18 protein-coding genes are annotated in these 21,658 nt (G+C 70.0%); 10 read left to right on the top strand and 8 right to left on the bottom strand.

Annotated features, from left to right (window positions below; all coding sequences use genetic code 11):
• Positions 1 to 37: 37 nt before the first annotated feature.
• From CFB50_RS37295 to CFB50_RS37280, 4 genes are all read right to left on the bottom strand, one after another.
• Positions 38 to 451 (bottom strand): DoxX family protein, encoded by a 414-nt coding sequence (locus CFB50_RS37295; RefSeq protein WP_089449373.1) that lies wholly within the window; start codon positions 449 to 451, stop codon positions 38 to 40.
• A gap of 231 nt (positions 452 to 682) precedes the next feature.
• The gene (locus CFB50_RS37285) at positions 683 to 2,491 is read right to left on the bottom strand and encodes a winged helix-turn-helix domain-containing protein (protein ID WP_089449371.1); all 1,809 of its coding nucleotides are present in this window, start codon (positions 2,489 to 2,491) and stop codon (positions 683 to 685) included.
• Between the two features lie 261 nt (positions 2,492 to 2,752).
• Positions 2,753 to 3,022 (bottom strand): hypothetical protein, encoded by a 270-nt coding sequence (locus CFB50_RS39350; protein ID WP_144020761.1) that lies wholly within the window; start codon positions 3,020 to 3,022, stop codon positions 2,753 to 2,755.
• 16 nt (positions 3,023 to 3,038) lie between these two features.
• Positions 3,039 to 3,470, bottom strand: a complete 432-nt coding sequence (locus CFB50_RS37280) for a DUF3331 domain-containing protein (protein ID WP_089449370.1) — start codon at positions 3,468 to 3,470, stop codon at positions 3,039 to 3,041.
• 364 nt (positions 3,471 to 3,834) lie between these two features.
• Between CFB50_RS37280 and CFB50_RS37275 the strand changes: the two genes are divergently transcribed.
• Positions 3,835 to 4,815 carry an alpha/beta fold hydrolase gene (locus CFB50_RS37275; protein ID WP_089449369.1) on the top strand — a complete coding sequence of 327 codons (981 nt, stop codon included), beginning with the start codon at positions 3,835 to 3,837 and terminating at the stop codon, positions 4,813 to 4,815.
• An 85-nt stretch (positions 4,816 to 4,900) separates the two neighbouring features.
• Here CFB50_RS37275 and CFB50_RS37270 read toward each other — a convergent pair whose 3' ends face one another.
• Entirely contained in the window at positions 4,901 to 6,469 is a 1,569-nt protein-coding gene (locus CFB50_RS37270) for an MFS transporter (RefSeq protein ID WP_089449565.1), read from the bottom strand.
• An 83-nt stretch (positions 6,470 to 6,552) separates the two neighbouring features.
• Between CFB50_RS37270 and CFB50_RS37265 the strand changes: the two genes are divergently transcribed.
• The gene (locus CFB50_RS37265) at positions 6,553 to 7,599 is read left to right on the top strand and encodes an HlyD family secretion protein (RefSeq protein WP_089449368.1); all 1,047 of its coding nucleotides are present in this window, start codon (positions 6,553 to 6,555) and stop codon (positions 7,597 to 7,599) included.
• A complete protein-coding gene (locus CFB50_RS37260) occupies positions 7,596 to 9,044 on the top strand; it encodes an efflux transporter outer membrane subunit (RefSeq protein WP_089449367.1) in 1,449 nt (482 codons plus the stop codon). The genes CFB50_RS37265 and CFB50_RS37260 overlap by 4 nt, the downstream gene beginning before the upstream one ends.
• A 25-nt stretch (positions 9,045 to 9,069) precedes the next feature.
• Here CFB50_RS37260 and CFB50_RS37255 read toward each other — a convergent pair whose 3' ends face one another.
• The gene (locus CFB50_RS37255; RefSeq protein ID WP_089449366.1) at positions 9,070 to 10,341 is read right to left on the bottom strand and encodes an NAD(P)/FAD-dependent oxidoreductase; all 1,272 of its coding nucleotides are present in this window, start codon (positions 10,339 to 10,341) and stop codon (positions 9,070 to 9,072) included.
• 220 nt (positions 10,342 to 10,561) lie between these two features.
• On the opposite strand from CFB50_RS37255, the gene CFB50_RS37250 reads away from it, so the two are divergent.
• The 7 genes from CFB50_RS37250 to CFB50_RS37220 all read left to right on the top strand — a co-directional run bounded on the left by CFB50_RS37250 (position 10,562) and on the right by CFB50_RS37220 (position 18,831).
• The gene (locus tag CFB50_RS37250) at positions 10,562 to 10,834 is read left to right on the top strand and encodes a UBP-type zinc finger domain-containing protein (protein WP_089449365.1); all 273 of its coding nucleotides are present in this window, start codon (positions 10,562 to 10,564) and stop codon (positions 10,832 to 10,834) included.
• A 335-nt stretch (positions 10,835 to 11,169) separates the two neighbouring features.
• Positions 11,170 to 12,456, top strand: coding sequence for a c-type cytochrome (locus CFB50_RS37245; RefSeq protein WP_089449364.1), 1,287 nt, complete (start codon positions 11,170 to 11,172; stop codon positions 12,454 to 12,456).
• Positions 12,453 to 12,953, top strand: a complete 501-nt coding sequence (locus tag CFB50_RS37240; protein ID WP_089449363.1) for a (2Fe-2S)-binding protein — start codon at positions 12,453 to 12,455, stop codon at positions 12,951 to 12,953. The genes CFB50_RS37245 and CFB50_RS37240 overlap by 4 nt, the downstream gene beginning before the upstream one ends.
• On the top strand, positions 12,953 to 15,214 hold the full coding sequence (locus CFB50_RS37235; protein WP_089449362.1) for a xanthine dehydrogenase family protein molybdopterin-binding subunit: 2,262 nt from the start codon (positions 12,953 to 12,955) through the stop codon (positions 15,212 to 15,214). The genes CFB50_RS37240 and CFB50_RS37235 overlap by 1 nt, the downstream gene beginning before the upstream one ends.
• Before the next feature lie 101 nt (positions 15,215 to 15,315).
• Entirely contained in the window at positions 15,316 to 16,233 is a 918-nt protein-coding gene (locus CFB50_RS37230; protein WP_089449361.1) for a LysR family transcriptional regulator, read from the top strand.
• 177 nt (positions 16,234 to 16,410) lie between these two features.
• Positions 16,411 to 17,628, top strand: coding sequence for an MFS transporter (locus CFB50_RS37225; protein WP_089449360.1), 1,218 nt, complete (start codon positions 16,411 to 16,413; stop codon positions 17,626 to 17,628).
• Between the two features lie 90 nt (positions 17,629 to 17,718).
• Positions 17,719 to 18,831, top strand: a complete 1,113-nt coding sequence (locus tag CFB50_RS37220) for an alkene reductase (protein WP_089449359.1) — start codon at positions 17,719 to 17,721, stop codon at positions 18,829 to 18,831.
• Positions 18,832 to 18,925: 94 nt separating this feature from the next.
• Here the strand turns inward: CFB50_RS37220 and CFB50_RS37215 are convergent, their stop codons facing one another.
• Both CFB50_RS37215 and CFB50_RS37210 read right to left on the bottom strand, forming a co-directional pair.
• A complete protein-coding gene (locus CFB50_RS37215) occupies positions 18,926 to 19,600 on the bottom strand; it encodes a phosphohydrolase (protein WP_089449358.1) in 675 nt (224 codons plus the stop codon).
• A gap of 94 nt (positions 19,601 to 19,694) precedes the next feature.
• Positions 19,695 to 21,584 (bottom strand): amidohydrolase, encoded by a 1,890-nt coding sequence (locus tag CFB50_RS37210; RefSeq protein WP_089449564.1) that lies wholly within the window; start codon positions 21,582 to 21,584, stop codon positions 19,695 to 19,697.
• Between the last annotated feature and the right edge of the window lie 74 nt (positions 21,585 to 21,658).

The raw sequence follows: 21,658 nt of genomic DNA, 5'->3' as shown, positions 1-21,658 counted from the left end.
GACGGGATGAGGGGCGCGGGCGACGCCCGCGGCCACGTTACTGGCGCCGGCGCACCACGCTCGGCAACGCATAGCGGCCGGCGCCCGCGATCGCGATCGTGCCGAACAGGATCAGCAGCATCCACGCGAACTGCGCATCGCGCAGCGACCAGTCGGGATGGACGAACACCAGCGCGACGAGCGTGATGATCATCACCGGCAGCGCGGCGAGGCGCGGCCATACGCCGACGATCATGAATACCGGGCACACGACTTCCGCGAAGATCGCAAACAGGATCGACAGCGTGCGGCCGAGATGGAACGGATCCTCGATGGCGGCGGCTTCCGACGTGTAGTGCAGGACTTTGGGCAAGCCGTGAACCACGAGCAGCAGCACGCTGGCGGTGACGCGCAGGAACAGCAGGCCGAGGTCGGCCGCGTGGCGGGAAAGGTCGGATTCGGGAAGTTTCATGCGGCGGTTCGTCCGGTTGGGCGGGTACGCGGCGGCGCAGGCGGCGCCGCACGCGTCGCGACGCCCGCGTGGCGAATGGCGTCGCGATATCTCGGCGCGCGCACACGATCGCCACGCAAGCGTGCCGGAATGGCCGCGCCTTACGCACGCAATCTACGCGTGCCGCGTGCCCGTGTCCTTGAGCCGCGCTGAAACGTTCTGAAGCGCGGAAGGCACACCGCCCATCCGCCGTCAGCCCTCGCGCGCCGGCAGCTCCACCTCGGCCGCATCGAAGCCGAGCGCGTGCACTTCCGACCACGCGTCATGCACCGCCTGCGTCGATCCGGCCGTATGCGCGAGCGCCGCCGCATACGCGGCGAGCAAGCGCACACGCGCATCGGCGGCCTCCGCCGTGGTGTCGGCGTCGCGCATCGCATCGAGCGCCACGCGCGCCCGTTCGCGGCATTCGTCGACGAGCGACAGGTCAAACAGGCAAGGCACCGCGACGGCCGCGAGCGCGATGCCGAGCGCCGCATCGCCGTTCGCCGAGAACGCCCAGTCGAGCGCGGCACGCAGGTTGCCGAGCTCACGCCGCACCGCATCGAGCCGCGTGGGGCCGCCGTGCTCGCTGCCCCGCGCGCCACCGCCATGCGCCGCTTGCCGGAACAACGCGAGGAAATAGCCGGCGTGCGCACGCGCGGCCGCCGCGCCGTCGCCGTGCGCGTCGAGCTGCTGCTGCGCGTAAGCGCGCGTGGTCGTCAGCAATCGGTAACGCGGCGCGCCGTGCGCGGTCTCGAGGATCAGCAGCGATTTCGACACGAGGCCCGCGATCGTATCGAGCAGACCCGCGCCGGCCAGCCCGTTCGGGCCGACCACCGCGCGCACGGCCTCGATCGAGAAACCGTCGCGGAACACGCCGAGCCATCGCAACAGCAGGCGCTCGGCATCGCCCAGCAGCCGGTCGCTCCAGTCGTACATCGCCTGCAGCGTCTGATGGCGCGGAAGCGCGGTGCGGAAACCGCCCGTCAGCAGCCGGAAATGATCGTCGAGATGGGCCGCCAGCACGTCGATGCCGAGCACGGCGGCACGCGCCGCGGCCAGTTCGATCGCGAGCGGCAGACCGTCGAGCCGGCGGCAGACCGACGCCATCAGCGACAGGCTGCGCGCATCGAGCGGAAAACGCGGATCGGCCGCGCGGGCGCGTGCGGCGAACAACTGCACGGCGCCCGCGCGCATCGCATCGTGATCGGCCGCGCCTTCATCGGGCACGTCGAGCGGCAGCACCGGGCACACGCGCTCGCCGTGGATGCGCAGCGATTCCCGGCTCGTCGCGAGCACGCACAGCCCGTCGTCCGCGTCGGTCAGCGCGCTCGCGATCCGCGCCGCGGCATCGAGCAGATGCTCGCAATTGTCGAGCACGAGCAGCATCCGGCGGCGTGCGACCGCGGCGAGCACGGCTTCGAGGGTCAGCGCGCCGGTCGGCTGCGCGATGCCGAACGCACCCGCGAGCGCATCCGGCACGAAGCGCGGGCACGCGACCGTCGCGAGCGACACGAACACGGTGCCTTCGGGAAAACGCGCGTCCGCGCGCGCGGCCGCTTCGATCGCGATTCGCGTCTTGCCGATGCCGCCCGCGCCGACCAGGGTCACGATGCGTGCGTCCTGCAATGCGGCCAGCACCTCGCCGACCATGCGTTCGCGGCCGAACAGCGCGCCGGGCGCGGCGGACGGCCGCGACATCGCCGGGCGCACGGGCGCGCCGCCGTCGTCATGTTGCTCGATGACGAGCCGATAGCCGCGGCCCGGCACCGTCACGATCAGGTTCCGGTCGTCGGCCAGCGCCTTGCGCAGCGACGCGATGTGCACCTGCAGGTTGTTTTCTTCCACCACGGTGTGCGGCCACACGCGCTGCATGATTTCGTCTTTCGATACCAGTGCGCCGTTCGCCCGAATCAACAGCTCGAGAATCTCGAATGCGCGGCTACCGATGCGCAACAGCTTGCCGTTCGAACGAATTTCACGTCTGTCGAGAAAAACGTGAAGTGTTCCAATTCGGATCATCGCAATTTCTTGATGGTGACATTCAACGGCGCACGGTTTAAACCCGGCGCCGGTTTCGCGTCAATGCTACGGTATTTACGTAGCAGAATGATTCAAATTATCAGAATGAAGCGATCGAATTTTTTGAAATGACGAAAAATACCGCGGCGACGTGGTGTGGCACGCGTGTGACCATATGCACCCGAATGCGGCAAGAGAAGCACGGCGGCGCACGATTCATGTGCGAATTGCCGATTCGCTCGTAAATATGATTTACATATATCAGACGATATGCTTGCCGGTTCGGGAAAATTCGACGTATTTTCCGTTTGATTCGGCCGGTCGATCGAATGCGCGCGGGCGCCGCATATAGCGCCGGTAGATCGTCGCTCCGTGCCGATAGCGGAACGATTCCCGTTTCGAGCAGCCGTGCGATCGGGCCTGTGCAAACCGCGGCCATTCGTCGCGCGGTATCGGCAAGCGTGTCGCCGCCGCCTCCGTTCCGAGATTGATGGCGTCACGACGTACCGCGCCGGTCGCAACCGATGCCACGCCGCGCTGCCGGGCGTCATGGCCGGGACTGCCGCGCGGCGAACACGTCGAGCGCCGACGCCAGAATCATCTCGCGGCAGTTCGCCGGCCGTTTCGCGCCGCGCCACTGGGGCTTGTAGATGGCATCGCCGACCCGGATCGGCCCGCCGGTGAGCGCGCACCGCCCGCTCCCGCGCGCCTTCGCGCTGATCCAGCGCTGCTCGTCGTAGCGGCAGTGCGTCGGGTCGCTCCATGACACCAGCATCGACGAATCGGTCTGCCGCTCGGCGGTGACGATCGCGCTGCGGCGGCGTATGTCGCCGCTCGACGGCGTCGGCGCGTCGCCGCGATGGCCGCGGCGCGGGCCGTCCGCCTGTCGCGTGCGCGGCGCCGGCATCGACCGGACGCCCGCCAGGGAAGGCGGCCCGAGCGACGTGATCATGTGCTCCCAGCGATTGAAGGCATCCATGGCGGCATATCCAGGCAAGTGACGGGCGGTGCGGGTGTCGGATCCGTGCGCGCGGCGCGAAACGTGTGCGGATGATCCAATGTCGACGATAGTCGCCGTTCGCTGAAGAGTCCCGGTCGCGCGCTTAATTTTTCTGCAGCCCGGCCAATTTCCCTCCGCGGCGCGTTCAAGAAAATTCAGCCGGATTTCAGTACGGCGCATATCGCGCCGCGATACGCTCCCGGCGGCATTCGTTCGTCCGCGCCCGCACGAACCGGCGTGCGACGACGCAAGCGGACCGGCTGCCGGCGGGATGGCCGCGGCCGGTCGTTACCGATCCACCATCCCGCGCGGCATCGTTGCGCCGCACACCTCAGGAGTCCAGATGCACCCCGTACAGACCGACGCCGTTCCGTCGGCGCGCCGCCGCGACATGCTGCTTGCCGGCGCGACGGCCGTCGCGGCAGCCGCGCTGCCCGCGATGGCGGCCGCGGCCGGCACCCCCGCCCGCAGCGCCTCTTCAGCCCACCCAGGAGCCCATTCGATGAACACGATCACCACCCAGGACGGCACGCAGATCTACTTCAAGGACTGGGGCACCGGCCGCCCGGTCGTGTTCTCGCACGGCTGGCCGCTGTGTGCGGACGCGTGGGACGCGCAGATGCTGTTCCTCGTGCAGCACGGCTATCGCGTGATCGCGCACGACCGCCGTGGCCACGGCCGTTCGAGCCAGCCGTCGCGCGGCAACGACATGAACACGTACGCGGACGATCTGGCCGCCCTGCTCGACGCCCTGGACGTGCGCGAAGCCACGCTCGTCGGCCACTCGACGGGCGGTGGCGAAGTGGCGCGCTACATCGGCCGCCACGGCACGAAGCGCGTGTCGAAGGCCGTGCTGATCGGCGCGGTGCCGCCGCAGATGGTGAAGTCGCCGACCAACCCCGGCGGCCTGCCGATGGACGTGTTCGACGGCATCCGCAAGAACGTCGCCGAGAACCGTTCGCAGTTCTACAAGGATCTCGCGGTGCCGTTCTTCGGGTTCAACCGCCCGAACGCCAAACCGTCGCAGGGCACGATCGACGCGTTCTGGTCGCAGGGCATGATGGGCGGCATTCACGGCCAGTACCTGTGCGTGAAGGAGTTTTCCGAAGTCGACTACACGGACGATCTCAAGAAGATCGACGTGCCGACGCTCGTGCTGCACGGCGATGACGACCAGATCGTGCCGATCGACGATTCGGCCCGGCTGTCGTCGAAGATCGTCAAGCACGCGCAGTTGAAGGTGATCGAAGGCGGGTCGCACGGCATGTGCGTCGTGAACGCCGATCGCATCAACGCCGAGCTGCTCGCGTTCCTGCAGGCGTAAGCGTGCCGTCTGCCGTCGCGGCGCGCACGCCGCTTCGGCAGACGTGCCCTTCAGGATTTTTCAGAAAAATTCAGCCGCGCCGCGCTCACGGCGAGCGCACCGGCCGCAGCAGAATGCCGATCAGCGCGCCGGCGAGCGCAAAGGCCATCGCCACGCGGAAATTGTCGGCCAGCGCGAGCGTGGTCGCCTGCACGCGCACCGCCCGATCGACGAGCGCGTAGGCGGCCTGGTTGCCGGTCGCGACCGTGGCGCCGTGCGCGACCAGCGACGCCGCGCCGGCGCGCAGCCGCTCGAGCGTCTCGGGATCCGACAGCGACACATGCAGACCGACGAGATTCGAATGGGTACCCTCCCTGATCCGCTGAATCACCGCGATCGACGTCGTGCCGAGCTGCCCGCTCAGCAGGCGCGTCGTCTGCACGACCGCGCCGAACGTCAACGCGTGTTCGGCCGTCACGTGCTTGCCGAAGAAGAAGATCACCGACGTCAGCGCCATCGTCTGCCCGAGCGCCTGCAGCAGTTGCGACGGAATGAAGTCGGGTTCGGCCCACGCGGACGTAAGGCGTGCACCGAGCGCGAATGCGATCGCCACCGTCACGAAGCCGGCCACGATCAGCCGGCGCGGATCGACGCGCTGCAGCAGCAGTGCGACGCAGGGCGCGAACAGCAGCTGCGGGATCGCGATCCAGCGCAGCGTATCGCCGATCTGCAACGGCCGAAGCCCGTAGGTGCTGGCGAGGAACAGCGACGGAATGAAGCTCGTATTGAGCACGGTGAAGCGCACGAGGCCGACGAGCACGATCAGCAGCGCGACGTTCGGCCGCGCGAGATAGCCGAGATCGAGGCCCGCGCGCGGCGACGCGAGCTCGTGAATCAAGAAGGCGGCGATCATCAGGATGCCGGCGGAGAGCAGCGCGACGATCAGCGGCGACTGCAGCCAGAACAGCCGTTCGCCCTGGTCGAGCGCGACGCACAGGCACGCGAAGCCGCCGGCGCCGAGCAGCATCCCGCGCGCATCGATGCCGGACGCGAAGCGCTTGACCGGCTCGTCCGCCAGCGACAGCAGCAGGCACGCGATGAACGGCACCGTCAGCACCGCGTTCTGCCAGAACAGCCAGCGCCAGCTCAGGTGTTCGCTGTACCAGCCCTCGAGCGTGGCCGACAGGTTCAGCGACATCTCGAGATTCATCGCATACGCGGCGATGCCGAACGCAATGAGCCGCGGCGGCAGCGTCCGGACGACGAAGCCGACCGTCAGCGGCACGAACACGCCGGACGCGAGCCCCGCGATCGCCTGGAACACGACGAACGCGCCGAACTGCGTGCAGAGCGGCAGCACGGTTTCGGCGCCGAGAAACACGACGGCGCCCGCGACCAGCACGCGGCGCGTGCCGAACATGAATGCCGCGGCGATCGCCAGCGGCCCGACGAACATCTGCGACGCGGTAAACGCGGTGTTGATCCACGCGCCTTCGTCGACGCCGATGCCGAGCGCGCCGCGCACGTCGGCGAGCCCGAGCGACGTGATCCGCGAGGTCAGCGTCGCGATGACCGCGCCGAGCAATACGGCCGCGATCGCGGCGATCGACCGGAACGTCGGGATGTCCGGCGCCGCCGCCGGCGCGGCACGACCAGTCGCAAACGTGGTGTTCATCGTCAAGCGGCTCCCCGCTGTCAAGCTGGCGCAAGCATAACGCGATGCGTCGAACCCTGCCCGTACGATGGAGTTTGCCGATCATGACCTCACCTTCCGCCGATACGCCGGCCGCTTCGGCGCCGCCGCCCGCCGCGCCCGTTCGCTCGCGCCGGCCCGCGATCGTGGCGATCGCTGTGCTCGCGCTGCTGCTCGTCGCATTGCTCGTGTACGAGTTCGACGCGCGCGATCGCGGCACCGACGACGCATACGTGACCGGTCACCTGCACGTGATCTCGCCGCGCGTGGCCGGCACGGTCGAGCGCGTGCTCGTCGACGACAACCAGTTCGTGCATGCCGGCGACGCGCTCGTGCAGATCGACCGGCGCGACTTCGACGTGCGGGTCGCGGCGCAGCGCGCACGCGTCGCCCAGGCGCATGCCGATGCGAGCCGCGCACACGCGCTGATCGAGCAGGCGGACGCGGCGCTCGTGTCCGCACACGCCGATGCGGAAAAAGCCGAACTCGATTACGCGCGTGCACGCGAACTGACCCGCGAGACGCCGCGCGGGCTGTCGAAGCAGGAGTTCGATGCGGCCGATGCCGCCCGCAAGTCGGCCCGCGCGCGCGTCGCGGCGGCCGATGCGCAACGGCGCAGCGCCGTCGCCGCCGCTGAGGCCGCCGACGCCGCGGCGAGCCAGAACGATGCCGAGTTGCGCGACGCGCTGCTGCAGCTCGGCTACACGGCGGTCGTCGCACCGTCGGACGGCTACGTCGGCAAGAAGACCGTCGAGACCGGCGAACATGTCGCGCCCGGCCAGGCGCTGCTCACGCTCGTCGAGCCGCACCCATGGATCGTCGCGAATTTTCGCGAGACGCAGCTTCGCCGCGTACGTGCCGGCGATGCCGTGCAATTGCGCTTCGATGCGCTGCCGCAACGTGCGTTCACCGGCCACATCGACAGCCTGTCGCCCGCGACGGGCGCCCAGTTCGCATTGCTGCCGCCCGACAATGCGACCGGCAATTTCACGAAGGTCACGCAGCGCGTGCCGGTGAAGATCCTGCTGGACGGCCCGGCTGCGACGGAGCCGCGCATCCGGCCCGGGCTGTCGGTCGTCGTCACGCTGCAACCCGGCGGCGAATCGCGATGAAGCACGCAGCCGCCGTACTCGCCGCCAGCCTGCTCGCCGCGTGCTCGATCGCGCCGCAGCCGCTCGCGCCCGTCCCGGTCGGACACGACGGATTCCGCCATGCCGATCCGTCGACCAATACGTCGACCGATACGCGCACGCCGTCGCTCGCCGTGTGGCCGGCCTGGTTCGGCGACCCGCAACTCGGCCGCCTCGTCGACGCCGCGCTCGCGCACAACCTCGATATCCGCGCGGCGGCCGCGCGCGTCGACCAGGCGCAGGCGCTGCTCGGCGTGCGCGATGCCGCGCTGGCGCCGACCGTGCGCGTCGACCCGTCGTTCAGCCGCACGCGCGTATCCGGCACGGTCGACAACGCGTTGCCGAAGCGCACGATGCACAACTGGTCGGTTCCCGTCGCCGCGAGCTACGAAGTCGATCTATGGGGCCGCTTGCGCGGCGACGCCGACATCGGCGAACAGAACGTGCTACAGGCGGCGGCCGACCGCGATGCGGTGCGTCTGCGGGTGGCGACCGAAGTGGCCGTCGACTACCTGACGCTGCGTTACGTCGACGACGATCTCGTGACGCTCACGCGCGCGATCGGGCTGCGGCGCACCGCGCTCGACGTGATCGCCGCACGCGTGCGGGCCGGCGCGGCGAGCGATCTCGACGGGCTGCGCGCGTCGGCCGACCTCGATACCGCGCATGCCGATCTCGCGGAGAGCCGCCGGCTGCGCGAGAACCTCGTCGACGCCATCGCGGTGCTGACCGGCGTGTCGCCGACCGCGTTCGACGTCGACGCGCGCGCCGTGCCCGTGCAAGTGCCGGACGTGCCGGCCGGGCTGCCGTCCGCGCTGCTCGCCCAACGCCCGGACGTATTCGCGGCGGCACGCCGCGCCGATGCGGCGTCGCTCGAACTGGGCATCGCGCGCACCGCATGGCTGCCGACGCTGACGCTGACCGCCGACGGCGGCTTCGCGACCCGCGACCTGCGCACGTTCCTCGACCGCAACAGTTCACTGTGGAGCCTCGGCGCGAACGTCGCGCTGACGCTGTTCGACGGCGGCAAGCGCGAGGCGATGGTCGCGGCCGCGCGGGCCGGCACGGACGCAGCCGACGCCAACTATCGCGCGACCGCGATCGGCGCGTTGCGCGACGTGCAGGACGCGCTCAACGACATCGCCGCGCAAAAGGAGCGGATCGTGCGCTACGACGACGCGGCGCGCGCGACGGATGCGGCCGCGCGGCTGTCGCTGAGCCGTTACGCGCACGGGTACGTCAGCTACCTGGAAGTCATCGACGCCGATCGCGATGCGCTGAATGCGCGGCGCCAGCTGATTCACAGCCGGCAGGCGCTGGCCGTCGCGACGGTGAGCCTCGTGCGCGCATTGGGCGGCGGGTGGACGCCGCCGGCACGCGCCGGCCGGGACGGATGGCGCGACGCGACGCAGGCGGACGCGCGATGAATCCATCGAACGGCCCGCACCTGCGTCACGCGCCCGCGAGCCGATGCGCATCCTCGCCGAGAAACCGGTGCACGAAGGTCACCGCCATCGCGCCTTCGCCGACCGCCGACGCGACGCGCTTGACCGATCCGGATCGCACGTCACCGGCCGCGAACGATCCCGGCACGCTGGTTTCCAGGTGATACGGCCGGCGTTCGAGCGGCCACACGCGCTCGAACGACGGACAGTCGTACAGGTCGCCGCCGGTGACCAGATAACCGTCCGGATTGCGAATGATGTCGGTGTCCTTCGCCCAGTCGGTATTCGGCGCGCCGCCGATGCACACGAACAGGCGCGTGGCCGGCAGCCGTTCGCGCGTGCCATCCGCCGAGCGAAGCTCGATCGCGTCGAGCCAGCCGTCGCCGTGCAGCGCGGCGACGCTCGACCGGTAGCGGACCTCGATGTTCGGCGTGCGCTCGATCCGGTCGATCAGGTAGCGCGACAGCGTGTCCGCGAGCGACGCACCGCGCACGAGCATGGTCACCTGACGCGCATGCCGCGAGAAATTCATCGCGGCCTGGCCGGCCGAATTGCCGCCGCCGACGATGAACACCTGCTCGCCCGCGCACATCGGCGCTTCGCTCGACCCGGCGCCGTAGAACAGCCCGGCATTCAGAAACGCCGGCTCCTCCGGCAGCCCGAGGCTGCGATATTCGATGCCGGTCGCGCAGATGTTCGCGCGCGCGACCAGGATCGACCCGTCGGCGAGCTCGACGCGGATCTTGCCGTCGACGAACGTCGCATGCACGCCCTCGCGCATCGTCAGCAGCTCGACGCCGAACTTCACCGCCTGCTCGCGCGCGCGTTCCGCGAGCGCCGCGCCCGGGATGCCGTCGGGGAAGCCCATGTAGTTCTCGATCAGCGAACTCGTGCCGGCCTGCCCGCCTATCGCGCCGCGCTCGATCACGACCGCGCGCAGCCCTTCGGACGCCGCGTAGACCGCCGCCGACAGCCCGGCCGGCCCCGCGCCGTAGATCGACACGTCGTATTCGACGAAGCGCGGGCGCGCGACCCAGCCGAGCCGCGCGGCGATCTCGGCCAGGGTCGGCTGGTACAGGCGCGAGCCGTCCGGAAAGATCACGACCGGCAGCCGGATGTCGCGCAGCGGCGCGATGCCGAGCACCTGTGCGCAGTCGGCGTCGGATGTCAGCTCGCACCAGTCGTACGCAATCATGCGCCGCTGCAGGAAATCGCGGATCGCGTACGCGTCCCTGCTGCGCGGCAAACCGACGATCCGCACGTGTTGCGGTTGATCCATGAGCGCCTCCCGATGATGTCGATGTCGGATGCGGTCCGGCCGGTGCCGCTGCCGGACGCATTCGCGACTGTACGCCGCCGCCGCGCGCCGCGCGGGCCGCTTCATGACAATTAAGGTCCGGCAGCGACGCGACGCTGCACAATGCCGCGTACCCCCCCGCTTGCGGCGTCGTGCCGGCCGCGCCGCGAGCGTCGCTCCCGCGCCGGCATCGGAGCGCAAGATGGCCAACGCCTGTACGCATCTCGACGAAGCACGCGTGTTCGACACCGACAGGGACTACTGTGAGGAATGCATCAGATCGGGCAGCCGCTGGGTGCATTTGCGGATGTGCCTGATCTGCGGGCACGTCGGCTGCTGCGACTCGTCTCCGAATCGCCACGCGAGCCGGCATTTCCGTGAAACCGGCCACCGGCTCGTCCGCTCGATCGAACCCGGCGAACGCTGGATCTGGTGCTATGAGGACGAAGTCGTCGCCGGCGAGATGCCGTCATGACGTGACGCGGGGCCGCCGCGACACAGCGCGCCCGTCATCCGCCCGCGCGCCGCGGCCCGGCCGATCCGGGGCCGGACACCGTTCAGAACGTTTCAGCGCCGCTTCAGGCAATGATCGCGGCCTCTGCGTAGACTGCCGTTCATGAGCTGCCGCGCAGGACGGCGCTCGGCGCCCGTTATCGACTGCTGGAGTGAGAACATGATCCCCGTCGCCAATCACCGCCGCGCCGCAAGACGGCCGCGGCCGCATCGGACGGCCACGCACGGCCGACACGCATCGTCCGGTGTTGCCGCGCATCGCATCACTTGCGCCGCATCGCGTCGCATGGAGCGCGCATGAAGCACAAACGACTCTGGATCGGCGCGGCCGGCATCGCGATCGCGGCCTGCGCCGTCGCGATCGGCATCATGGTCCGGCCGTCGATCGCGCCGATCGATCCGCCCGCCGCCGCATCGTTCGATCCGCAACTGGTGCGCGCCGGCGCGCGCGTCGTCGCGCTGGGCGACTGCGTCGTGTGCCACACGGCGAAGGACGGCAAGCCGTTCGCGGGCGGCCTGCCGCTCGCGACGCCGTTCGGCACGATCTATGCGACCAACATCACGCCGGATCCGGAAACCGGCATCGGCCGCTGGTCGCGCGACGCATTCGCCCGTGCACTGCGCACCGGCATCGGGCGTAACGGCCAGCCGCTGTACCCGGCGTTTCCGTACGTCCATTTCACGAAGATGTCGGATGACGACATCGCCGCCGCGTATGCGTACCTGATGACGCGTGAGCCGGTCCACGCGACGGCGCCCGCCAACGACCTGATCTTTCCGCTGAACTTCCGGCCGCTGGTCGCGTTCTGGAACGTGCTGTTCCTGCGCGAAGGCGCGTATCAACCGGACCCCGCGCAGTCCGCGCAATGGAACCGCGGCAGGATGCTCGTCGACGGGCTCGGCCATTGCGCGTCGTGCCATTCGCCGCTGAACGCGATCGGCGGCGAGCAGCGCGGCCGGGCATTCGACGGCGGCATCGTCGACGGCTGGGAAGCCCCGCCGCTCAATACGCTCGGCCACGCTGCGCGGCCGTGGACGCAGGCGCAGCTCGTCACGTACCTGCGCACCGGCCGCGCGAGCGAGCACGGCGCGGCGGCCGGGCCGATGCTGCCGGTCACGCGCGATCTCGCGACGGTGCCGGTGGAGGACGTCGAGGCGATCGCCGCGTACATCCTGTCGATCCAGAAGCCGGCGAACGCGCGTGCGGCGGCAGCAACGGCTGCTGGCGAACGCGCCGCGACGACGCCGGCCGGGCAGCGCGGCGCGGTGCTGTTCCAGGCGTCGTGCGCGCAGTGCCACGGGCCGGCCGCGCCGATGCAGTCGATCGGCGAGCGGCCGACGCTTTCGTTCAGCACGGCGGTCAACGCCGATACGCCGCGCAACGCGATCCAGATGATGTTCAACGGGATCGGCTGGCACGGCGAGGACACGCTCAACTATATGCCGTCGTTCATCGACCAGTACGACGACGCGCAGATCGCCGATCTCGCCGCGTACGTGCGCGAGACCTATACCGATCGTCCCGCGTGGCCGGGCGTCGACGCGATGGCCGCGAAGCTCAGAAAAGAGGACACCGCACGATGATTACCCTCACCGTCAACGGCGTGCGGCACACGCTGGACATCGATCCATCCACCCCGCTGCTGTACGCGCTGCGCAACGACCTGCACCTGCACGGCGCGAAGTTCGGCTGCGGCCTCGGCCAGTGCGGCGCATGCACGGTGATCGTCGACGGCAAGCCGACGTTCTCGTGCCTGATGCCGGTGGCCGCGATCGGCACGCGCAGCGTGCGCACCATCGAGAGCCTCGGCACCGCCGAGCATCCGGGCCCGCTGCAGCGCGCGTTCGTCGAGCATCAGGCCGCGCAGTGCGGCTACTGCATCGCCGGGATGATCATGCGCGCGCAGGCCCTGCTCGAGCGCAACCCGAAGCCGACCGAACAGGAGCTGCGTACGCACATGGAACCGAACCTGTGCCGCTGCGGCACGCATATGCGGATCCTCGCGGCCGTGCGCTCGGTCGCCGGGCTGCCGGCCCCCGAACCGGCTTCCGCTCCCGTCACGATCAGCAAGGGGCTGTAATGAATTCCCACGACGATATCGACGAAGGCCGCCGGCACTTCATCGTCTCCGGCGCGCTGTTCGTCGCGTTCACGCTCGCGCCGGCCGCGCGCGCGGCCGCACAGCTCGTGATCGCGGACGAAGGGGCCGCCGTGCACGTGGCGAAAGCCACGCAGGCGCTCGCCGGCAGCCTGAAGACCAATCCGCTGCTCGACGCATGGATCAAGATCGCGCCCGACGGCAAGGTCACCGTATTCACCGGCAAGGTCGAGCTCGGCACCGGCGTGCGCACCGCGCTGCTGCAGGTGGCGGCCGAAGAGCTCGACATGAAGCCGTCGCTGATCACGTTCCTGACGGCCGACACCGGCGCATCGCCCGACGAAGGGTTGACCGCCGGCAGCCACACGATGGCCGACAGCGGTTCCGCGCTGCTGAACGCGGCCGCGCAAGTGCGTGCGCTGCTGGTGGAAGGCGCGGCAAAGCGCTTCGGCGTCGAAGCGCGCACGTTGACGACCGCCGACGCGGTGATCAAGGCGCCCGACGGCCGCACGATGACCTACGGCGACGCGATCCGCACCGTCGACCTGCATCGCAGCGCCGCGCCCACGTCGCCGCTGAAGAGCCCGGCGACGTTCACGGTGATCGGCACGTCGCTGCCGCGGGTCGACATCCCGAACAAGGTGACGGGCGGCGTCAGCTACGTGCAGGACATGGAATTGCCCGGCATGCTGCACGCGCGCGTGGTGATGCCGCCGGTGTACGAAGCGAAGCTGCTGTCGTTCGACGAGGCGGCGATCCTGAAGCTGCCGGGCGTCGTGCGGATCGTGCGCAACGGCAGCATGATCGCGGTGGTCGCGCAGGGCGAGTGGCAGGCGGTGGTCGCGCAACGCGCGCTGGCCGCCGCATGCCGCTGGTCGCCCGGCCGCAAGCTGCCCGATCGCGCCACCGTGCACGCCGACCTGAAGCGGATCTCGACGCAGCGCATCGAGATCGCGAACACGCACGCGCCCACCGCGCCGGCCGTGAAGACGCTGAACGCGACGTTCCTGAAGAACTACCTGCTGCATGGCTCGATCGGGCCGTCGTGTGCGGTCGCGCACCTCGAGAACGGGACGATGACGGTGTGGACCCATTCGCAAGGCGTCTATCCGCTGCGCGACGCGCTGGCCGAGATGCTGTCGATGCCGAAGGCGAGCATCCGCTGCATTCACACCGAAGGATCGGGCTGCTACGGACACAACGCGGCGGACGACGCAGCCGCGCACGCGGCGCTGATCGCCGCCGCGATGCCCGGCAAGCCGATTCGCGTGCAGTGGATGCGCGAGCAGGAACACACGTGGGACCACTTCACGCCGGCGATGGTGACCGAGGTCAGCGCATCGCTCGACGCGAACGGCCGCATCGTCGACTGGCAGTACGCATTGTGGAGCAGTTCGCACAACGAGCGGATCGTCAACGCCGGCCGGCTGCTGCCGGCGCGGATGCTGGAGCCGCCGTTCGTGCCCGCGCCGTCGACGCCGATGCTGCAACCGGAGGGCGGCGCCGATCGCAACGCGATTCCGCTGTACGCGCTGCCGAACCAGCACATCGTGAACAACTTCTCGCCGACGATGCCGCTGCAGACGTCCGCGATGCGCTCGCTCGGCGCACACACCAACGTGTGGGCGATCGAAAGCTTCATGGACGAACTCGCGCACGCGGCCGGTGTCGATCCGGTCGAATTCCGGCTGCGCCACATGGAAGATCATCGCGCGCTTCAGGTGATCAAGCTCGCCGCGACGCACTTCGGCTGGCCGCGGCCGCCGCGCGCGCGCAACCGCGGCGTCGGCTTCGCGTTCGGCAAGTACAAGAACCTGATGGCGTACGTCGCGATCGCGGTCGAAGTGTCGGTCGTGCCGGAAACCGGCCAGGTGACGCTCGAGCACGCGGAAGCCGCCGTCGACGCGGGCCAGGTCGTGTCGCCGGACGGGATCCGCAACCAGATCGAGGGCGGCATCGTGCAGGCCGCAAGCTGGACGCTCTACGAGGCATTGAAGTACGACACCGAACGGATTCGCAGCTTCGACTGGAGCAGCTACCCGATCCTGCGCTTCTCGGCCGCACCGCAGAGCGTGAAGGTCCACCTGATCAATCGCCCGGGCGCGCCGTTCCTCGGCGCGGCCGAGGCGTCGATGGGGCCGACCGCCGGCGCGCTGGCCAACGCGATCTTCGACGCGACCGGCCAGCGCATGCGCGAAATGCCGTTCGCCGGCGACGCGCTGAGACGACGCATCGACGCATAGCGATTCGGTCGCGCCCGATACGCGCGACCGATACCCGACAAGACGGACGGCGCCGGCATGCACCGGCGCCGCGACCCGACAGGACTGGAGCCCTCCCGACGATGGATACCTTGCTTTCGATGCGCGTGTTCACGCGCATCGTCGAAACCGGCAGCTTCACGCGCGCATCCGACACGACCGGCCTCACGACGCCGCGCGTGTCCGCGCTGCTCAGCGCGCTCGAACAGCACCTCGGCTGCCGGCTGCTGAACCGCACGACGCGCCGCATCTCGCTGACCGAAGACGGCCAGGCTTACTACGAACGTTCCGTCGCGGTGCTGCGCGAAATCGACGACATGGAAGCGTCGGTCTCGCAGGCGCGCAACGTGCCGCGCGGCCGGCTGAAGGTGAACCTGCCGCCGGCGATGGCCAAGCAGGTCGTGGTGCCCGCGCTGCCCACCTTCCTCGACGCCCATCCGGACATCATGATCGAACTCGGCGTGACCGACCGGCAGATCGACCTCGTCGGCGAAGGGGTCGACTGCGTGGTGCGCATCGGCGCGCTCGACGATTCGGGGATGGTCGCGCGGCGGATCGGCAGCCTGACCACCTGCACGTGCGGCTCGCCCGCGTACCTGGCACGGTGCGGCGAGCCCGAGACCGTCGACGATCTCGCGCAGCACGTGGCGGTCAGCCACATCTCGGCCGACACCGGGCGACCGCGCCCGTGGGATTACGTCGTCGACGGCGAGCCGCGCATCGTGCAGATGTGCGGCACGGTGGCCGTCAACGATGCGGACAACTACATCGAATGCGGCGTCGCCGGCATCGGCCTGATCAAGACGTCGCTGTACCTCGTCGAGCCTTATTTGAAATCGGGCCGGCTGCGCGAGGTGCTGACCGATTTCAACGCGCCGCCCAAGCCGATCTCGGTGCTGTATCCGCCGAATCGCCACATCCCGGTCAAGCTGAAGGTGTTCGTCGACTGGCTCGCGGGCCTGTTCGAGCAGATTCCGACGCTGCAGGGCAAGCGCGGCTGACCGGACGCGGCACCTTTGCGTGCCGCGCAAAGCTCGATTGCGCGGCGGCTCGCTTCCGGCTTTATCGCTCGATCAATAGTATGGACGGCAACGCGGTGCACCTCATCGCGCGCCAGGCGAACCCCATGCAGGCGCGGTGACACGGTGCCCCGCCTCCCTCTTCTCAAGGAGCCCACCATGTCAGCAGATTCCACGCCGCTCGCGCCGCCCGCGCACGGCACCCGACTCACGCAGGGGTTGATCCTGCTGTTCGCATTCAGCTGCGGCGCGATCGTCGCGAACCTGTACTACGCGCAGCCGATCACCGAGCTCATCGCGCCGGGCCTGCACATGTCCGGCGGCACGGCGAGCCTGATCGTGTCGTTGACGCAGATCGGCTACGCCCTCGGCCTGTTCTTCATCGTCCCGCTCGGCGACCTGCTCGAGAACCGCAAGCTGATGATCGTGACGGCCGTCATGTCGATTGCAAGCCTCGCCGCGGCGGCGCTCGTGCGTACGCCCGGGCTCTTTCTCGCGATTTCGCTGCTGATCGGCTTCAGCTCGGTGGCCGTGCAGATCCTCGTGCCGCTCGCCGCGCATCTCGCGCCGGATCATTCGCGCGGCCGCGTGGTCGGCACGATCATGAGCGGGCTGCTGCTCGGCATCCTGCTGGCCCGCCCGCTGTCGAGCGTCGTGGCCGACGCGTTCGGCTGGCGTTTCGTGTTCGCGGCGGCCGCCGTGCTGATGACGCTCGTCACGGCCGTGCTCGCGCTGACGATTCCGCCGCGCCAGCCCGACCATCGCGCGACCTATTTCGAGCTGATCGGCTCGCTGCTGCATCTCGTTCGCACGATGCCGGTACTGCGCCACCGCGCGTTCTACCAGGGCCTGATGTTCGCGTCGTTCAGCCTGTTCTGGACCGCCGTGCCGGTCGAGCTGACGCGTCACTACGGACTGTCGCAATCGGCCATCGGCCTGTTCGCGCTGGTCGGGGCGATCGGCGCGACGTCGGCGCCGGTGGCCGGACGCCTCGCGGACGCCGGGCATACGGTGCGCGCGACGCTGATCGCGCTGGTCGCCGGCACGCTGTCGTACGCGATCGGGTTCGTGCACGGCACCGGCCTGTACGGGCTCGTCGTGACCGGCATCGTGCTCGACTTCGCGGTGCAGATGAACATGGTGCTCGGCCAACGCGAGATCTACGCGCTGCATGCGGCAAGCCGCAACCGGCTGAACGCGCTGTACATGACGAGCATCTTCGTCGGCGGCGCCGTGGGCTCGGCGCTCGCGAGCCCGCTGTACGAGCATGGCGGCTGGTCGCTCGTCGCGGCAGTGGCCGGTGCGTTCCCGATCGTCGCGCTCGCGCACTACCTGCTCGTCGGGCGGCCGCACGCGCAACGTCACGCGCTCGGCTGAACCCCCGCCGCCGCCCCCTTCAAACTTCAAACCGATTCGTTCGCGGGGCGCGTTGCCGTCCCGCTCCCCGTCGAAGAAAAGGAGTCCATCATGTCTTCCCTGCTCAGTGCCTATGATCTGCGCGGCCTCGCGCTGCCGAACCGCGTCGTGATGGGACCGATGACGCGCTCGCGCGCGCCGTCGCGCGGGCTGCCCACCGAACTGATGGCCGAGTACTACGCGCAGCGCGCGTCGGCCGGCCTGATCGTGACCGAGGCGACCAACGTCAGCCGGGCGTCCGCCGCATTCGAGCTGACGCCGGGGCTCGTCGACGATGCGCAAGCCGCCGGCTGGAAGGTCGTCACCGATGCCGTGCACGCAAACGGCGGCCGCATCTTCGCGCAGCTGTGGCACGGCGGCCGGGTCAGCTCGCTGACGCTGCTCGGCGGCGCCGCGCCGTTGTCGCCGTCCGGCGTGAACGACGACCTCGAACAGCTGCAGGTATGGGCCCAGTTGCAAAACGGCTATTACACGAAGATTCACGCGACGCCGTCGCGCGCGATGACGACCGACGAAGTCGTCGCGGCCGTCGACGAATTCCGGCAAGCAGCCGCGCGCGCGATGGCCGCCGGCTTCGACGGCGTCGAGATCCATGCGGCGAACGGCTACCTGCCGCACCAGTTCCTGTCGTCGACGCTGAACCGCCGCGACGATCGCTACGGCGGCTCGGTCGCGAACCGCGCGCGCTTTCTCGCGGAAATCGTCGACGCGGTCGGCGGCGAGATGCCGCTGAGCCGTGTCGGTGTGCGCATCTCGCCGTACGCGAAGTACAACAACGTGCGCGATGCCGATCCGGATGCGACGCTCGCGTACGTCGGCCGGATGCTCGACGACGCGGGTGTCGCCTACCTGCACGCGGCCGACACCAACGGCTGGAGCGGCGAGCCCGACCTGCCGCGTATCGTCGAGCACGCGCGCCGGTCGTTCGGCGGCACGCTGATCGTCAACGGCGGCATTTCACCGGACGCGGCGAACGCGCTGATCGACGCAGGCGACGCCGATCTCGTCGCGTTCGCACGCGCCTATATCGCGAACCCCGATCTCGTCGAGCGCCTCGCCGCACGCGCCCCGCTCGCGGAGCCGAAACACGTCGGCTGGTACGGCGGCGACCGCGCGGGATACGTCGACTATGCGCGGCACGACGCGGCCGGCTCGCCCGCGTAACCGGCGGATGCGCCGCGCACGGCACGGGTCGTCGCGCACCGCACCGCGATACCGCGGCTCGCGCGGCCGATTCCCGCGCGGGGCTACGGCGCCGTCACGCGTCGTTCCACCGCGCGCCCAGCACGCGGCCGCAGAAATTCGGCCGATGAAAATCCGGATCCGCGCGTTCGAGCACGTCGGCACTCCACGTGCCGAAGGTCGACTGCGGGCGATGCGCGACGCCGCGCGCGACCAGGTCTAGATACGTTTCGGGAAAACCGCTGCCGCGCGGATACGCGGCAAGGAGCGCGTCACGCTCGTCGGCCCGGTAGGCGTCGAAGTCGGTCGCCATCAGGTCCGTCGACACCGCGCACGCCAGTGCGCGCGCGAGCGGCGACGCGCGGGCGGCCACACCCGGCGTCGTATGCAGCGCGATCGCGTGCCACACGTCGTCGCGCATGCGCTGCGACCGGCGATGCCGCAGCAGCAACGCGCGCGCGGCATCCGCCCCGTCGAGTTCGTAGCGTTCGGTCGAACGGCAGTACACCGGGCTCAACCCCATGTTCGCGTACATCGCGGCGACGTACAGTGCGTCGGCGTCGCATGCGTCGCCTGCACGCCGCGCGGCGAGCGACGCGAACACGAACACGCGCGCCGCATGATCGACCAGCACGGCCGGCAACGACGCGCGGGCCGCGTCGGCTGCCTCGACCGCAACGGGCGTGCGCGGAATGCGAACGCCGGCCACTTCGTCGCCAGTGGCCGGTGCGCGCGGATGCGCAGCATTCATCCTGTCTCCTTCATGCCCCGTGCACGGGGCGGAAAATCGTTCAATGCACGGCGGCCGCCCGGCGCGCAGCGCGTCGCGCACCGGCAGGCGCCGCTCAAAACGCGACGCAGCAGCGGCCGAAGGCTTCGCAGCGTTCGGCGGCCGCACTTGCCGTCGGATAGCGCGACCGCGCGAAGCGGCGCCCGTGACTGCGCGCACGGCACGCATCGATGCCGGGCGCCGCGCACGCGTCGCCCGCGGCCGATGCATGCGGCGCGTCGCCGGTCGCCGCGGCGTCGACGCCGCCTGCGGCGACCGGCGACCAGGCGGGGCTGACGGGCGGCGGCGGCGGCGCAAGCGGCGAGAATTCCTGTTCCGCGTGCACGACCTTGCCGTCGACGACCGTCAGCACCGACGACAACGCCGGGATGCGCCGCGCGTCGACCGTGAAGTAGTCGTCGCTCAGCACCGCGAAATCGGCGTACCGGCCGGGCACCAGCGCGCCCTTGCGATGCTCGTCCGCGGAGAACCACGCGCTGCCGACCGTATAGCGGCGCAGCGCCTCCATCCGGCCGAGCCGGTTGCGTGCCGGGTACAGCGCGGTGCCGCCCACGCTGCGCCCCGACACCATCCAGTACAGCGCGACGAACGGGTTGTAGCTCGCCGCGGCCGTCGCGCCGGAGCCGGCGCCGACCGGCAGCCCGGCCGCGAGCATCGCGCGGATCGGCGGTGCGCGCGTGGCCGCCGCCGCGCCATGGCGCGCGATGAAGGCTTCGCCCTGGAACGCCATGCGCGGCTGCACGGTGATGCCGCCGCCCAGCGCCGCGACACGCGCGATATTGGCCTCCGAAATCGTCTCGCAGCGGTCGAAGCACCAGCGCAGCCCGTCGAACGGCGTGTCGCGATGCACCGCTTCGAACACGTCAAGGAAACGGCCGATCGATTCGTCGTAGGTCGCATGCAACCGGAACGGCCAGCGATGGTGCACGAGCAGCCGGACGATGGCCGCCAGCTCCACCTCGATCGACGCGGGCAGGTCGACGCGTGGTTCGAGGAAATTGCCGAGATCGACGGCCGAGAACAGCAGCCGCTCGCCCGCGCCGTTCGCGCGCAGGAACGCGTCGCCGTCGCCGGGCGCGGTCAGCGCGATCCATTTCGCGAAGTCGTCGAGCTCCCGGCCGGCGTGCCGCGCGCCCAGCGCATAGGCGATGCGCGTCGTCAATTCGCCGCGCCGCGCGAGCGTCGCGACCGCCGCATAGTCGTCCGGATACGCGAGGCCGTCGCCGCCGGCGTCGATCGCGCTCGTCACGCCGACGCGGTTCAGCGCGCGCATGAACTGCCGCGTCGAGTTGACCCGGTCGGCCGCGCCGAGCACCGGCGCGCGCGCGAGCGCCGCGGCCAGCACGGCCGGATCCGGGCGCGCGAGCAGCAGCCCGGTCGGCCGCCCATGGCGATCGCGCCGCAATTCGCCGCCCGGCGGATCGGGCGTGTCGCGCCCGTAGCCGATCGCGCGCAGCGCGGCCGCATTCAGCCACGCGCTGTCACCGAGATGCTGGATGAATACCGGCGTGTCGGGTGCGATCGCGTTGAGCTCGGCCGCCGTAGGGCCGCGCTTTTCCGCGAACTGCAGCGCGGTCCAGCCGCCCGCCACGCGCGCCCAGTGCGGCGCGGGCGTGCGGCGGACTTGCCGGCCCAGCAGGTCGAGCGCGTCGGCCAGCGACGGCACGCCGTCCCAGCGCACCTCGAGGTTGAAGTTCATGCCGCCGCGGATCGCCTGCAGGTGCGCGTCGATCAGCCCCGGAATCACGGTACGGCCGTTCAGATCGATACGGGTCGTGCCGTCGTGCGCATGACGCAGCACGTCGCGATCGTCGCCGGTCGCGACGATGGTTCCGTCCTTCACGGCGAGCGCGCGGACGAACGAGCGCTGTTCGTCCTGGGTCGCGATCTTGCCGTTGAACACGACGAGGTCCGCCGAACGCGCGGGTTCCGTCGCTCTAAGCACCGTCGGGCCTCCCGTGCACGCCGGCGCACGACGCCGCACGACACGTCCTGCTTCCCGCCGCCCACTGGCACGCG

It is taken from the genome of Burkholderia sp. AU33423 (assembly GCF_002223135.1).
In the GTDB taxonomy this organism is placed as follows: domain Bacteria; phylum Pseudomonadota; class Gammaproteobacteria; order Burkholderiales; family Burkholderiaceae; genus Burkholderia; species Burkholderia lata_D.
The sequence above is the reverse complement of the archived record's forward strand: the minus strand, read 5'-3'. Positions and strand labels throughout refer to the sequence as shown.